Source organism: Mesorhizobium sp. M6A.T.Cr.TU.017.01.1.1, assembly GCF_004023115.1.
Classification (GTDB): domain Bacteria; phylum Pseudomonadota; class Alphaproteobacteria; order Rhizobiales; family Rhizobiaceae; genus Mesorhizobium; species Mesorhizobium mediterraneum.
The window spans coordinates 103,967-119,348 of record NZ_RZTA01000004.1; the positions used below are offsets into that span (position 1 = coordinate 103,967).

General features: G+C 62.4%; 11 protein-coding genes and 1 pseudogene. 8 read left to right on the forward strand and 4 right to left on the reverse strand.

All coding sequences use genetic code 11. The features are described from left to right. The first annotated feature begins 5 nt into the window (after positions 1 to 5). Positions 6 to 1,061 carry a substrate-binding domain-containing protein gene (locus EOB36_RS02475; protein WP_128284216.1) on the forward strand — a complete coding sequence of 352 codons (1,056 nt, stop codon included), beginning with the start codon at positions 6 to 8 and terminating at the stop codon, positions 1,059 to 1,061. A 70-nt stretch (positions 1,062 to 1,131) separates the two neighbouring features. On the opposite strand, the gene EOB36_RS02480 is transcribed toward EOB36_RS02475, so the two are convergent. Both EOB36_RS02480 and EOB36_RS02485 read right to left on the reverse strand, forming a co-directional pair. Then, entirely contained in the window at positions 1,132 to 3,186 is a 2,055-nt protein-coding gene (locus EOB36_RS02480; RefSeq protein WP_128284217.1) for a bifunctional aldolase/short-chain dehydrogenase, read from the reverse strand. An 88-nt stretch (positions 3,187 to 3,274) separates the two neighbouring features. Further along, entirely contained in the window at positions 3,275 to 4,240 is a 966-nt protein-coding gene (locus EOB36_RS02485; RefSeq protein WP_128284218.1) for a sugar-binding transcriptional regulator, read from the reverse strand. A 190-nt stretch (positions 4,241 to 4,430) separates the two neighbouring features. On the opposite strand from EOB36_RS02485, the gene EOB36_RS02490 reads away from it, so the two are divergent. The 3 genes from EOB36_RS02490 (at position 4,431) to EOB36_RS02500 (ending at position 7,220) form a co-directional block, all read left to right on the forward strand. After that, on the forward strand, positions 4,431 to 6,071 hold the full coding sequence (locus EOB36_RS02490; protein WP_128284227.1) for an acyl-CoA synthetase: 1,641 nt from the start codon (positions 4,431 to 4,433) through the stop codon (positions 6,069 to 6,071). A gap of 108 nt (positions 6,072 to 6,179) precedes the next feature. Next, positions 6,180 to 6,590 carry a nuclear transport factor 2 family protein gene (locus EOB36_RS02495; RefSeq protein ID WP_206072922.1) on the forward strand — a complete coding sequence of 137 codons (411 nt, stop codon included), beginning with the start codon at positions 6,180 to 6,182 and terminating at the stop codon, positions 6,588 to 6,590. Between the two features lie 111 nt (positions 6,591 to 6,701). After that, positions 6,702 to 7,220 (forward strand): DUF417 family protein, encoded by a 519-nt coding sequence (locus EOB36_RS02500; RefSeq protein WP_128284219.1) that lies wholly within the window; start codon positions 6,702 to 6,704, stop codon positions 7,218 to 7,220. 30 nt (positions 7,221 to 7,250) lie between these two features. On the opposite strand, the gene EOB36_RS02505 is transcribed toward EOB36_RS02500, so the two are convergent. Beyond that, entirely contained in the window at positions 7,251 to 8,147 is an 897-nt protein-coding gene (locus EOB36_RS02505) for a PhzF family phenazine biosynthesis protein (RefSeq protein ID WP_128284220.1), read from the reverse strand. A 25-nt stretch (positions 8,148 to 8,172) separates the two neighbouring features. Beyond that, the gene (locus EOB36_RS02510) at positions 8,173 to 8,526 is read right to left on the reverse strand and encodes a VOC family protein (RefSeq protein WP_128284221.1); all 354 of its coding nucleotides are present in this window, start codon (positions 8,524 to 8,526) and stop codon (positions 8,173 to 8,175) included. Positions 8,527 to 8,767: 241 nt separating this feature from the next. Here EOB36_RS02510 and EOB36_RS02515 point away from each other — a divergent pair, with 241 nt between their 5' ends. The 4 genes and pseudogenes from EOB36_RS02515 to EOB36_RS02530 form a co-directional block, all read left to right on the forward strand. Further along, positions 8,768 to 9,376: a TetR family transcriptional regulator gene (locus EOB36_RS02515; protein WP_095483877.1), complete on the forward strand. Its 609-nt coding sequence runs from the start codon at positions 8,768 to 8,770 to the stop codon at positions 9,374 to 9,376. Positions 9,377 to 9,429: 53 nt separating this feature from the next. Further along, positions 9,430 to 10,590 (forward strand): efflux RND transporter periplasmic adaptor subunit, encoded by a 1,161-nt coding sequence (locus EOB36_RS02520; RefSeq protein WP_164897429.1) that lies wholly within the window; start codon positions 9,430 to 9,432, stop codon positions 10,588 to 10,590. 247 nt (positions 10,591 to 10,837) lie between these two features. Continuing rightward, the gene (locus EOB36_RS02525) at positions 10,838 to 13,984 is read left to right on the forward strand and encodes an efflux RND transporter permease subunit (RefSeq protein WP_128284223.1); all 3,147 of its coding nucleotides are present in this window, start codon (positions 10,838 to 10,840) and stop codon (positions 13,982 to 13,984) included. Positions 13,985 to 14,068: 84 nt separating this feature from the next. Next, positions 14,069 to 15,382 (forward strand): annotated as a pseudogene (locus EOB36_RS02530) (aldehyde dehydrogenase family protein); the annotation flags it as partial.

The following is a 15,382-nucleotide window of genomic DNA, read 5'->3' on the forward strand; positions in this document are numbered from 1 at the left end:
GAAACATGAAGATCACAAGAAGACTATTGGGGGCGGCAGCGCTTGGGCTTGCCGGCGCCGCGCTGCTTATGCAGGTGCCGGCGATGGCGCAGGACAAGCCGGCGCCGTTCGATAAGCCCGGCGCCGTCAAGATCGCGCTGGTCCGCTATCTCTCGACTGGTGACTTCTTCCAGGCCTATCTGTCCGGTGTCGAATCGCAAGCCAAGGCGCTTGGCGTCGATCTGCGCGTCCTCGACAGCCGTCAGGATGCCGCCCTTCAGGCAGACATGGTCGACCAGGCCATTGCGCTGGGCGTCCAGGGCATCATCATCCAGCACGGACTGACGGAATCGATGAAGGAAGCCGCCCAGCGCGCGGTCGATGCAGGCATCAAGGTGGTCGCGTTCGACGTCAATGTCGAAAACCCCAAAATCCCGCAGATCGAGCAGTCCGACCGCGATCTGGCGCGCCTCGCGCTCGAACAGGCGATCAAGGACAATGGCGAGAGCTGGAAGGCCGGCTACGTCTATGTCGCCGGCATCGCGCCGCTCGACCGCCGCAACGAGACCTGGCTCGATTTCAAGAAGAAATATGCGGGCATCAACGAGGCGGCGATGTTCGGCACGCTCGACAATCCGATCGCGAATTCCGTCGCCAACCAGGCTCGCTCGGTGCTGTCGGCCAACCCCGACATCAAGGTGATGTTTGCGCCCTATGATGAATTCGCCAAGGGCGTGAAGATCGCCGTCGACGAGGCGGGATTCAACAAGGACATCAAGATCTATTCGGCCGACATCTCGACCTCCGACATCGCCGCGATGCGCGAGCCCGACAGCGCCTGGGCGGCAACCGCCGCCACCAATCCGGCCGTCGTCGGCCAGGTTTCGGTGCGCGCGCTGGCGCAGCTTTTGGCCGGCGAAGACCCCGGCCATAATGTCATCGTGCCGCCGACACTGATCACCCAAAAGGAGCTGATCGACAAGGACATCAAGAACATGGAAGACCTTTCGGCCAAGCTGCCGCAGTTCGCCCATGCCGATGTCGCGATGCCGGCCTGGATGCCGAACCCGAACGCCAAGTAGCTTTTTATCGCAGGCAAAAGAAAAGAGCGGCTTTCGGGCCGCTCTTTTTGCGTCTGGACTGTTCTTGAGCCTACCTCAACGCCGCCGCGATGTTGCCGCCATCCACCGTCGTCACATCGGCGGTGGTTCGCTCGGCCAACGCATGATGCAGGAACGCTTGGGCCACGTCTTCGGCCGTCACTTCCTGCCCAAGCAGGTTGCCCGCCATGTACTCCTTCTCCGATACGCCGCGCGCGCCCGAGCGGCTGGCGATCATGGCGTCGGTCAGCAACCCCGAACGAATACGATCGGCATTGACGGCATTGGAGCGGATGCCATGCGCGCCGTAGTCGAGCGCATATTGCCTGGAGAGGAAAAGCGTCGCCGCCTTGGGGATGCCATAGGCGCCGAACTTCGGACCCGGATTGATCGCCTGCTTGGAGGTGTTGAACAGGAGCACGCCGCCGGTGCCCTGTTCGAGCATGATGCGCACTGCGTTCTGGGCCGCCGACTGATGGGCGAAGAAATTGAGCTCGAAGCTCTTGCGCAAAGTGGCGTCGTCGAGCTCGCCGATCCTGCCTTCCCAAGCAGCACCCGCGTTGGAAACCAGGATGTCGAGGCCGCCGAAGACGGCGACCGCCTTGTCGAACGCAGCGCGCATCTGTGCCGGATCGGTGATGTCGGCGCCGATGCCGATAGAACTGTTGCCGGCCTTTTTTGCCGCCTCAGTAGCCCTTGACGCGTCGAGATCGACGACGACGGCATGGGCGCCATTATCGGCGAACAGCTTTGCGGTGGCGGCGCCGATCGCGCCGGCGCCGCCGGTGACCAGCATAACTTGGCCGGTCAGCGGCTTCGGCTTGTTGGAGGCGAGTTTGGCCTGTTCCAGCGACCAGTATTCGAGCGGGAACAGGTCGGCTTTGGACAGTGGACGGAAATCGCCGACTGCTTCGGCTCCACGCACCGCCTCGATCCACATCTCGCCGACGTCGGATGCAATCTTCGCATCCTTCAGCGTGCGACCGTGGCCGAACATGCCGAGGCCCGGCACCAGCGTCAGCCGCGGCATCTGGTCGAGCATCGTGCGCTTCACATCGTCGAGCGCGTCGTTGGTTTCGAAGTAGGCGCGATAGTCCTTGGCGAATTTTTCGACATGCTGGCGGATGGCGGATTTGTAGTCGCTGATCTTGTCCGCGTCGGGTGCCGGCAGCGCCATCGGTCCGGTCTTGATGCGGATCGACAGGTCGGGTGTCGATACGCCGCGCCCGGCATAGTCGGCAATCCTGGCCGAATTGATGAAATCGACGATCGCGTCCGAGGTGCGGAAGTCGCTGATCATGCGGTCGAAGCGGCCTTCGCCGCGCGCTACGGCCACCGCGCCGCGCAGCATCGGCGCAATGTCCGCGGGCTTGGCCAGCCTGGCTGGCAAGGCCGATTTTTCGGCAGGCGGCTTGCCATTCCTGGCGATGAAATCCTCGGCGACGTTCACATAATGGATCATCCGGTCGTAGGCCTGTTTGGCATCGTCGCCGAAAGTGAAAATGCCATGCTTGTCGAGGATCAGGCCTTCGACAGTCGGGTCGGCGTCGAAGACATCGGCAGCCGCCTTCGCCAGATCAAAGCCCGGCATGATATAGGGCACGTAACCCATCTTGCTGCCAAAGACCTTCTTGCTCAGCGCCTTGCTGTCGTCCTGGTCGACGATGGCCAGAATGGCGGTCGAGTGCGTGTGGTCGACGAATTTGTGCGGCAGGAAGGCGTGCAGCAGTGTCTCGACCGAAGGGTTCGGCGAAGACGGATCGATGAGGTTCGCCCGCTGCAGCGCGACCATGTCTTCGTCGGAGAGCTTTTTGAGCGACCGCGCCTTGAGCAGGGCGCCGAGCTTGACCGCCGGCAGGCCCTGCGGCTCGATCACGCCCATGTCCCAGCCGCTGCCCTTGACGCAGAGCACGTCCCATTCGTCGCCGACGAGGTCGGTGGCCTTTGTCTTGCAGGAGGTGTTGCCGCCGCCATGCAGGACAAGCCGCGGTTCGCCGCCCAGAAGCCTGGTCGTATAGACGCGCAGCGCCAGGTCGCGGGCTACACCCTTCTTTGCATAGTCGGCAACCAGCTTCTCCGCGTCGCCGTCATTCCATAGGTTCTTCATGTTCGCTTCGTCCGATTTCTCTTTTTGTTGTGAACAGGAACGCCGCGACGCTTTGATGACAATGCGCCCGCGGCGGAGTTTTGCGTATCTAGGCGACCTTTTCCGCTGCCGATCCGGCATCGTCGAGCAGCCGTCGCGCCATCCGCGCGCCGACCACCAGATGCGTGCACAGCCCACCCGCGATCGCCGCCATCAGCGGTCCGAACTTGCTGTCCTCCTGCACCACCACGAGGCGCTTTTCAATCTTGCGCAGCGATGACAGCTCTGCCGAAATGACCCGCCGGTTGTAGCTGCAGTCGAGCGCCTTGCCTTGCGCGTCGATGATCTGTCCGGCGATGACGCCGGCAGCGCCGGCACGGCGCAGCACGTCCATTTCGCTGGCAGTCAGCGCGCCGCATTTGACGACATGGCTGTCGGCATCGACGGTGCCGACCGAGTACAGCGCCAGGTCGCATTCACTGATGCCCGACAATTGCTCGCGGATCACCGGCTCGGCGCGCAGGCCCCGCGCCAGTTCTTCCGTGGTCAGCACCAGCGGCGCATAGAAGTTGAGCCCCTGGGCGTTGAGCCGGCGCGCGATTTCCATGGTGCATTGGTCGGGCCGGTAGGAATAGGGGGCGCCAAGATTGCCGCAGAGCTGCACCACCGTGACATCCTGCAGATCGGCATATGACATGATGTCGGCGATCGTATAGACGGTCCGCCCCCAGGCGACGCCGATCCGGTCACCCTTCTTGACCAGCTCGAGAAAGACGCTCGCCGCCAGCACAGCGATGTCGGTCGAAGGATCGGCGACATGGCCGTTTTCCGGCGCAATCCAGACGGCATCGAGCTTCAACGCGTCTTCAAGTTTGCGTGCCAGGACGTCGTCAGTGAAAAGCTGGGTCGAGGTCGAGATGTTGACGATGCCGGTCTCGCGCGCCTTGCGCAGATACATGGCGACCGAGGCCCGGGAAATCTTGAGTTGGCTCGCCACCTGGTCCTGGCGCAGGCCGTGGGCATAGTAAAGCCAGGCGGCCTTGTGAATAAGCTGTTCTGCCGGTCGGATCGCCATGCCATCTCCTTGCTGACATTATTCACGGCTCTCGACAAAAGTCAAATTGAGCAAGGGCAAACGATGCTCTTTCGTTTGCTTTATCTAGATCATCCTTGTGCCAAATGCGCTCTATCATGGCATCGTTGGTGGTGACGGGGCGGAAGCCTATGGATAGAAGATCTCGATGACGACGTTACGGGAGGACGGGATGGGCAATCCCTACGAACAGGATCTCGACAAGAATCCGGCCAACCACCAGCCGCTGACGCCGCTGACCTATCTGGAGCGGGCGGCAAAGACCTTTCCCGACCATGTCGCCATCATCCATGGCCGCCAGCGCACGACCTATCGCGATTTCTGGCGGCGGTCGCTGAAACTTGCCTCGGCGCTCGCCAAGCGCGGCATCGGCAAGGGCGACACCGTCACCGTCATGCTGTCCAACACGCCGGCGATGCTGGAAGCGCATTTCGGCGTGCCGATGACCAAGGCGGTGCTGCATTCGCTCAACACCCGCCTCGATGCCGCGGTCATCGCCTTTCAGCTCGATCATGCCGAAACCAAGGTGCTTTTCGTCGATCGCGAATTCGCAAACGTCGTCAGCGAGGCGCTGGCGCTGGCCAAGGTAAAGCCGCTGGTCATCGACTACGACGATCCCGAATACGCCACTGACGCCCCCTATCCCAAGGGCGAGCGGATCGGCACGCTCGACTACGAGGACTTTGTCGCGGGCGGCGACGAGGATTTCGCCTGGTCGATGCCAGACGACGAATGGGACGCTATTGCGCTCAACTACACGTCCGGCACGACAGGCAATCCGAAGGGCGTCGTCTATCACCATCGCGGTGCAGCACTGATGGCCTACGCCAACACCATCCATGCCGGCATGGGCAAGCATGCGGTGTATCTTTGGACGCTGCCGATGTTCCACTGCAATGGCTGGTGCTTTCCATGGACGCTGGCCTTGCAGGCCGGCACCCATGTCTGCCTGCGCTGGGTGCGGCCAAAGCCGATCTACGACGCCATCGCCGATCACGGCGTCACTCATCTGTGCGGCGCGCCGGTCGTCATGTCGGTGCTGATCAATGCTGGGGAGGAGGACAAGCGGCAATTTCCGCAGACGGTCACCTTCAACACGGCCGCGGCACCACCGCCGGAATCGGTGCTGTCGGGCATGGCTGATGCGGGCTTTGCGGTCGTCCACCTATATGGCCTGACCGAGACCTATGGCCCGGCCGTCGTCAACGAATGGCATGGCGAGTGGGACGGGCTCGAAAAGGGTCTCAGGGCGGCGAGGAAGGCCAGGCAAGGCGTGCGCTATGCCGCGCTCGAAGGCCTGACGGTGATGGACCCCGAGACGATGGAGGAGACGCCGGCCGACGGCGAGACGATCGGCGAGGTCATGTTCCGCGGCAACATCGTCATGAAGGGCTATCTCAAGAACCGCAAGGCGAGCGACGAGGCCTTCGCCGGCGGTTGGTTCCACTCGGGCGACCTCGGTGTCATGCAGCCCGACGGCTATATCCAGCTCAAGGACCGCTCCAAGGACATCATCATTTCCGGCGGCGAGAACATCTCCTCTATCGAGGTCGAGGAGGCGCTCTACAAGCACCCTGCCGTCGCCTCCTGCGGCGTCGTTGCCAGGCCCGACGACAAATGGGGCGAGGTGCCGGTCGCCTATGTCGAGCTGAAGCCGGGCGAAATGGCGACCGGGGCCGAGATCATCGATCACTGCCGCGCGCTGCTCGCCCGCTTCAAGATCCCGAAAGCGGTGATCTTCGCCGAAATCCCGAAGACCTCGACCGGCAAGATCCAGAAGTTCCGGCTGAGGGAGATGGCCAAGGGAGCCTAGCCACGCGAAGAGCAAAAAACATCACTCAGTGTCGGATCGAGTGCCTCCCGATCGTCCTCGATACAGAACCAACTCGACAGAAGAGGATCTGGCAGGAGGAGAATTCTAATGGAGAACATGGAGCGTGACGCCGAGGCATATATCCGGGCGCTGATCGAGCGTTGGGCGAACGCCGTGCAGCAGCAAGACCTGGAGACAATCGTTGCGGACCACGCGACGGACCTTCTGATGTTCGATGTCCCACCGCCGAACGAACTCAGTGGAATTGAGGCCTACCGCGATAGTTGGGGTCCATTCTTCGAGCACTTCAAGCAGGGCGGCGTTTTCGCGATCGAGTGGCTGGATGTCACGGCGGGAGACCGGGTCGCTTTTGCGACCGCATTGCTGCGGTGCGGCACCAGGGAAGAGCTTGAAAGGGACCCGGCAACCCGCCTCCGGCTTACCGTCGGACTGCGGAAGGAAGGTGACCTTTGGATCATCGCTCACGAGCATCACTCATACCCTTACAAGCCGGACTGACAGCGCATCGATTAATCGAGCGACCGTGACAGCGGCGATTGGCCAGCCGCTAGGGGCAAGGGATAAATTTACGACGCGGGCGGTGCAATTGGCAGTTGGAGGAGGAAACTCATGCCGGTTCTCAGAACATCAGAGCCTGAAGGTCAAGACGGGACCCTTTCTCGACCATGGGCGCGAAAAGCCGCCGCGGTCAGGACAGCCGGGCGGATCGTCGCCCTCATCGGGGTCATACTGCCGCTTCTCATGATCGGCGGGATGAAGTTCACGGCTGTTGAGATCGAGGCGTTGAGGCCGCTGATCGGCGGCACGCCTTGGCTCGCCTGGATGTATCCGGTATTTGGTGAAGCCGGTGCTTCTTACGTGCTTGGCGTCGTCGAGATTGCGACCGCGCTTCTGCTGATTGCGTCCCCCTGGTCGGTGCGCGCCGGTGTGGCCGGCGGGGCATTGGCCGCCCTGATTTTCCTGGTCACCTGTTCGATCATGGTTGCCCTGCCGATCTGGGAGCCTACGCTGGGCTTTCCCGCGCTCGGTCCCGCCGGTCAGTTCCTGATCAAGGACATTGCGCTGCTCGGCATCGCGCTTGTCATACTGGGCGAAAGCCTGAACAGATTAAACAGATCGGCTACCTAAGCGAATCCAGTCGAAGACGAGTGGCGTCGACTAGATCGAAAATGCCCCGCTCGCCACTACAATGCCGCGCCCAGAAATGCTCACTGAGCCGGCATCTACATCGACCTCAATGATGCTGGTACGTCCGAGAGCCGTGCCTTGCTCGATCTTGACTACACCGGGCTGTGCAAGACCGTGTGCAACGAGATGTGCGGCGAGCGGACCAGCCGCCGTACCGGTTGCCGGATCCTCAGAAATGCCGACGGTCGGGTTGAAAAAGCGTGCATACGCCGTGGTTCCGGGTTGTAGCGGATCGAGCGAGAAGACGTAGCAGCCTTCCCCGCCGACCTCGTCGAGCAGGTCGAAAAGCTGTTTAGCATCAGGCAAAATCCGGTCGACGGCTTCGCGATCGCGGATTGGCACCAGGAGATGGGCGGCTCCAGTCGAGATCATCTGGCAAGGCACGATATCAGCCACTATTTCTTCGGTACGAAGGCCGAGTGCGGTGGCAAGAGCGCCAAGGTTTGAGAGCTGCCGGCCGGCCAGTGGGGCCTCTTGCTGCATAATGATCTTTTCGAGCCGTCCTTGGCTCTGCCAGATCGCCAACGGATATACCAAGTCGCCGATCTGTTGGTGGAACCATGTTGGGCCATCGCCCAGATCGAGCCGCCCTGCTGCAGCGAGCCACCACCAAGCCCCTAACGTGTTGTGGCCGCCTGCACCAAAAACCTCTACGCCCTTCGGCGTGAAAGAGCGCAACCTCCAGTCGGCGTTCGCCCGGGTCGCCGGTAAGACAAAGGTGGTCTCGGACTGGTTGAACTCACGTGCAATGTTCTGCATGAGCTCAAGCGCCAACTCGGCGCCGCCGTCAACCACCGCCAGTGAATTGCCCGTCAGCGGCTCTACCGCGAAGACATCGACGAAATGAAATGGGATTGTTCTGCTCATGTTTCCTCCGATGACCGCAATTGGGCTAGCGAAGATGCGTGAGCACGTTGAGCAGCTTTCCGGTCGGGTCGGCAATGAAGAAACGTCTCACGCCCCACGGTTCGTCGGTCAAATCGTAGACCACTCTGCAACCGATCTCTTTTGCGCGAAGATACACCTCGTCCACATTGTCGACCTCGATCGACAGATCGGGCACGGGGGTGCCTGAGCCGCCCTCGCTGGCGATGCTGACCTGAGGGATGGTTGTTTCGCGGGACGCCAGCGTGACCAGCCACCCGTGATCCATGACGGCGTCGAGCCCGAACAGGTCGGAATAGAACTTCCGAACATCCGGAATGCTGTCTGTTGCGATATTCGTGACGATGCGCAGTACGGTCATCCCATGATCTCCTTTCCGCGGCATCGGATGACAATGCATAGTTCCGCGGGCTCAGCATAGATGGCGAGGGGCCCGTGCACTGCCCGCAGCAGGCTTCATTAACGCTGTTCACGCCGAGTGGTGTCAACAGATGTCACCAGTCGCCCAAGACGGATAATGTCACGTGTTGACATCCGGTTGATTTCGAATTACGAGTGACGAAATTCAAAATTCGTCATTCGTAATGAGCTGATGAAACAAGATGTATGATACTCTCGATACGACGGCCGACCTGGTCCGACAGGAGAATGTCGCGCGCATCCTCGATTGCGCAGAGCGACTTTTCCGCCACTACGGCTACGGCAAGACCAATGTCGCCGACATAGCGCGTGAACTCGGCATGTCGACGGCCAATATCTACCGCTTCTTCGCCTCCAAGGTCGAGATTCACCAAGCCGTTTGCGGCCGTATGCTCGCTACCTGCTACCAACTGACCTACGACGCCTGCCATAGTCCCGGAACCGCCAGCGAAAAGCTTCGCCGCTACGCGCAAACTCACTATCAGTGGACCCGCGACACCATGCTCGACCAGGAGAAGGTGCACGAGATGGTCGTCGTTGCCATCGAACGCGATTGGCATGTCATCGAGAAGCACATCGACCGGATCCGCAGCCTGGTGGCGGAGGTGATCAGCGACGGGATCGCAGCCGGCGAGTTTGCCGACCAGGATCCGGAAGTCGCTTCGCGGTGCTTCGGCGCAGCTATCATCACCCTCTGTCACCCGCAGATGGTCGCCCAGTGCCTTGCCAAAGAGAACCGGGCAATGCCGGACGATCTTATCGAGTTTGCGATCAGGGCCTTGAAGAAATGACCGGCGGCGTCCGTCGGTCCTCGACAATTCATCTTCAGTTCGGGAGTACGCAAGTGCCTTTGTCCAAATCCATCATGAACAGGCTGTCGGCCGTCGGTCCGGCTCTGGTCGTCGTCGCGGCGTTCGGGCTCGCCGGCTGCTCGCAAGAAAAAGTGGAAGTCAAGGACATCATTCGGCCGGTCAAGGTCGTCGAGATCGCCAAGGCCAACGATACCCGTGAGCTTTCCTACTCCGGATCGGTGCGCGCCCGCACCGAGATGAATCTCGGGTTCCGCATCAACGGCAAGATCACCGAGCGCCTGGTCGACATCGGCCAGCGCGTGAAGCCGGGCGACGTTCTGGCCCGCATCGATCCCGCCGACTATGACCTTTCGGTCAACAGCGCCGAGGCCAGCCTCGAGGCCGCCGAGCGGCAGGTCGAGACAACAGGCCTTGCCCGTCGTCGTGCCGAACAGTTGTTTGCCAAGAACTTCGCGTCGAAATCGCAGCTCGAACAGGCAACGCTCAGCTATGACCAGGCGGTCGCCACCCGGAATTCCGCCCGCTCAACGCTTGACCAGGCGAAAAACCAGGTCCTCTACACCGACCTCAAGGCGGACAGGAACGGCATCGTCACATCAGTCGCCGCCGATGTCGGTCAGGTGGTCGGCTCCGGCACACCGGTTGTGACCGTTGCCGTCGATGGCGAAAAGGAAGTGCTGATCGCCGTTCCGGAAATGGATATCGCCCAGTTCAAGCCGGGCAAGGACGTCAAGGCAGGCTTCTGGTCGGACGATGCGCTGACGCTCGACGGCAAGGTCCGCGAAGTCGCCGGCAGCGCCGATCAGCAGTCGCGTACCTTTGCCGTCCGCGTCAGCCTGCCCAACGATCCGCGCGTGCTTCTCGGCATGACCGCGAACATCGAAGCTTCGGCGGCCAACAACCGCCCACAAAGCGTATCGGTCCCGTTGAGCGCGCTGGCGCAAAAGGATGGCCAGCAGATCGTCTGGACCGTGGATCGCAACGGCGAGACCGTCCACGCGCGTCCGGTCAAGGTCGCCGAGTTCACCGCCGACGGCGTGCATGTTGCCGAAGGATTGAAACCCGGCGACGTCGTCGTTGCGGCGGGCACACAATTCATGACCGAGAATCTGAAGGTCAAGCTGACCGGCGATGCGGTGCAACAGTCCGCATCTGCGGACGATGATGGCGATGCCGCCAAGCGCGTGCGCTGACGGCCAAGAATAAAACGGCTTTTCCTCGCATCGGCGCAAGCCGCGAGGTCAAGCGGTTCATGGTTTCCGGGCGGCAGGTGCCCGATTGTCGAGACGTCGGGTCGATGTAACCCCCACATCGATCCTCGCGTCCCACCGCGATGAGTGTCTCTCCGCTCGGAAAGCCTCGCCGCCCGGAAGCCAGCATTAGAAGCTCCGTGGGCATGCCACGTGCGTGCGCTGACGATCAGACAAATGGACTGGCGCTATGACCACCGACACCAATGAAAAGCGGCCCTTCAACCTTTCGCGCTGGGCAATCGGGCATCCGAGCATTGCGCGGTTCCTGTTCGGCCTGATCATCGTTGCCGGCGCGCTCGGCCTGATGCGCATGGGCCAGAAGGAAGACCCGGATTTCACCTTCCGCGTCATGGTCGTCCAGGCTGTCTGGCCGGGTGCCTCGATCCAGGACATGGAGGACCAGGTCGTCAACAAGATCGAGCGCAAGCTGCAGGAAACGCCGCATCTCGATTTCGTCCGTTCCTACACACGCGCCGGCAGCGCCATAATCACCTTGCAGGTGGAAGGCGACACCAACCCCGCGCAGGTCGCGGATGCCTTCTACCAGGTGCGTAAGAAGGTCGGCGACATCGCCAATGAGCTGCCTCAGGGGCTGCTCGGGCCCTACTTCAACGATGAGTTCGGCGACACTTTCATCACTTTGCATTCGATCAGCGGCGACGGCTACAGCTATCCCGAGCTGAAGAAATTAGCCATTCAGGCGCGTGACATGCTGCTGACGACGCCCGGCGTCGAGAAGGCCGTGATCATCGGCGACCAGCCGGAAAAACTCTATATCGACGTTTCGTCCAAGGCGCTTGCCGAGCGCGGCCTGACGCTCACCGACCTGCAGAACGCGATCAAGGGCCAGAACAATGTCGATCCGGCGGGCTCGGTCGATACCGGCACGAACTCAGTGCGCATTTCGGTCGAGGGCGACGTGACCAAGGCGGCCGATATCCGCGAACTTCGCCTGCGCGCCGGCAACCAGGTAACGCGCCTGGGCGACATCGCCACCGTGACCTCCGGCCTCGAGGATCCCTATCAGCGCAAATACCGCTACAACGGCCACGACAGCGTCCAGGTCGGTGTGGTCATGGCCAAAGGCTTCAATGTCACCGATGTCGGCAAGGACGTCGAAGCGACCTATCACCACTTCGAAGAGGCGCTGCCTTACGGCGTTTCGGTCGATCAGATCGCCGACCAGCCGGAAGTCGTGCGGGAAGCGGTGGGTGAGTTCATGAAGGCGCTTGGCGAGGCGCTGCTAATCGTGCTTGTCGTCTCGTTCCTGACGATCGGCTGGCGCTCGGGCCTGGTGATCGCGATCACCATTCCGCTCGTCCTGGCCGCGACCTTCGCCATCATGTATGAGATCGGCATCGATCTGCAGCGCATTTCGCTCGGCGCGCTGATCATAGCGCTCGGCCTGCTCGTCGACGACGCGATGATCGTCGTCGAAATGATGGAACGCAAGCTCGAGGAAGGACTGGTCAAGGTCGAGGCGGCGAGCTTCGCCTATACCTCGACGGCTTTCCCGATGCTGACCGGAACGCTGATCACCACCGCCGGCTTCATCCCGGTCGGCTTCGCCGCCTCGACGGCCGGTGAGTATGTGCGCACGCTGTTTTATGTCGTCGGCATCGCGCTGGTCGTGTCCTGGTTCGTGGCGGTCTATTTCACGCCGTGGCTCGGCAACATGATCCTCAAGCAGCGAAAGCACGCCGGCAACCATCACGATGTCTTCGACACGCGCTTCTATCGCCGGCTTCGCGCCACCGTCAGCTGGTCCGTGCGCCACCGCATCATCGTGCTGGTTATGACACTGGTGACCTTCGCAACCAGTCTTTGGGCATTCCAGTTCATCCCGCAGAATTTCTTCCCGCAGTCGTCGCGTCCGGAAATCCTTGTCGACCTCTGGCTGCCGGAAGGCACCAGCATCAAGGAAGTCGAGACGCAGGCCAAGGCGCTCGAAACCAGGATGATGGACGACAAGGACAAGCGCTTCATCGCCACCTATATCGGTGAGGGCGCGCCGCGCTTCTTCCTGCCGCTCGACCAGCAGCTTCGCAATCCGAATTTTGCCCAGCTTCTGGTGATGGCCAATGACGAACCGGCCCGCGAACGGCTGATCGTCAAGCTGCGCACCATTCTGGCCGAGGATTTCCCGTCGATCCGCGCCAAGGTCGACCGCCTGTTCCTCGGGCCGCCCACGGGCTGGCCGGTGCAGATGCGCGTCATGGGTCCGGATCGCCAGGAGGTGCGCCGCATCGCCGACGAAGTGAAGGCGAAGTTCCAGGCAAATCCGCTGCTCGGCGCCGTTCACGACGACTGGCTCGAGCCGGTGCCGGAGATGAAGCTGGTGATCGACCAGGATCGCGCCCGTGCGCTCGGCGTCACCTCGCAGCGCATTCGCCAGATGCTGCAGGCGACCATGTCGGGAGCGCCGCTCGATGATTTCCGCGACGGCGAGGAGACCGTTTCGATCGTCGCCCGCGAGCCGGAGGCGAGCCGTCACCTGCTGTCGGCGGTCGACTCCGTCTCTGTCCCGACGGATTTCGGTGGCTTCGTGCCGCTGTCGCAGGTCGCCAAGGTCGTCCCGGTGTTGGAGCAAGGCGTCGAATGGCGGCGCGACCGCCTGCCGACCATCAGCGTGCGTGCCACGCTGCCGGATGGCGTGCAGTCGAACGATGTCGTGATGAAGATGTACAGCGAGATGCAAGGCCTGCGCGACGGTCTGGCGCCCGGCTACGCCGTCGAGATCCAGGGCGGCGCCGAGGATTCGGCCGAAAGCCAGGCCTCCATTGCTGCGAAAGCTCCAATCATGCTGGCCGTCATCGTCGTGCTGCTGATGATCCAGCTGCAGCATTTCGGCAAGGCGATGCTGGTGCTGGCGACCGGTCCGCTCGGCATCATCGGTGCAGCCGCAGCACTTTTGATCAGTGGCGCGCCGTTCGGCTTCGTCGCCATCCTCGGCGTGATCGCGCTGCTTGGCATCATCATGCGCAACTCGATCATCCTGGTCGACCAGATCGACCAGGATATAGCGGCCGGCATGGAACGCTCGGAGGCGATCATCGGCTCGGCGGTTCGCCGCTTCCGGCCGATCATGCTGACGGCGCTGACGGCGGTCCTGGCGCTGATCCCGATTTCGCGCGGCGTCTTCTGGGGTCCGCTCGCCTACGCCATGATGGGCGGCATTCTCGTCGCCACAGTGCTTACCATCCTCGTGCTTCCGGCAGCCTATGCCTTGTTCTTCGGCAGGGAGCGCAAGAAGGCCAAGGACGTGGAGCAGGCGGCCGAGCCGGAGCTGGCAGACAACGACGACAGGCCGCGACTGCCTCTGGCCGCCGAATAGAGTGGCGGCCGAATAGAGCTGTTGGCAGATGTGATATCCAGGGGTTAAATCCGCCCACCGGCAGGAGCGCTGGAGGAGGACGTCATGACCATAGCTCAGACACCGGTGTCACTGCGCCGGCCGATCGACGGACGCCATCGCCAGATGTTCGTCGATGGCGCCTGGGTCGACGCCCGCTCGGGCCGCACCATGGAAACCCGCAATCCGGCCACCGGTGCGGTCATTGCCACGGTGCCGCGCAGCGATCGCCAGGATATCGAGCTGGCGGTGGCCGCGGCGCGCAAGGCCTTCGACGGGCCGTGGAGCCGGTTCAAGCCCTATGAGCGGCAGGTGCTGCTCCTCAAGATCGCCGACCTCTTCGAAAAACATTGGGAGGAGATCAGCCGCTCGGACACGACCGACATGGGCATGCCGATCGTGCGCACCCGCGCCAACCGCAACCGTGTCATCGGCATGCTGCGCTATTACGCCGGCATGGCGACGTCCCTACATGGCGAGACGATCGAGAACTCGCTGCCGGGCGAGATCGTCTCCTTCACCCGCAAGGAGCCGGTCGGCGTCGTCGGCGCCATCATCCCCTGGAACGCACCGACCGCCGCATCAATCTGGAAGATCGGGCCGGCGCTGGCCACCGGCTGCACGGTGGTGCTGAAACCTTCCGAGGAAGCGCCGCTGACGCCGCTGCTGATCGCCGACATCATGAACGAGGCCGCGTTCCGCCAGGCGTCGTCAACATCGTGACCGGCACCGGCGCCGAGGCAGGGGCCGCACTCGCCGAGCATATGGGCGTCGACAAGATCGTCTTCACCGGCTCGACGGCGACCGGCCAGTCGATCGTCCGGGCGTCGGCCGGCAACCTCAAGCGGGTCTCGCTGGAGCTTGGCGGCAAGTCGCCGGTCATCGTCTGCGCCGACGCCGATCTCGACAGAGCGGTGCCGGTGGCGGCGATGTCGGTGTTCGCCAATTCCGGCCAGATCTGCATCGCCGGCTCGCGCCTGTTTGTCGAACGCTCCATCCATGACGAGTTCGTCGAACGGCTGGAGGCCCATGCCAAGGTCTCAGGATCGGCGACGGCATCGACCCGGCAACAGAGATCGGCCCGCTCGTCTCCGAAAAGCAGCTGCAGCGGGTCGCCTCCTATCTCGAAGCCGGGACGGCGGAGGGCGCGACCCTCGTCACCGGCGGCACGCGCCTCGTGGAAGGCGCGCTTGCCGCCGGCAATTTCGTCGCGCCGACGGTCTTTGCCCATGTCACGGACGACATGAAGATCGCACGCGAGGAAATCTTCGGACCGGTCATTTCGGCGCTGCCGTTCGATACGCTCGATGAGGCAGTCGAGCGGGCCAACAACACGCCTTATGGTCTCGCGGCGGGGGTCTTTGCCCCCACTATCTCCAC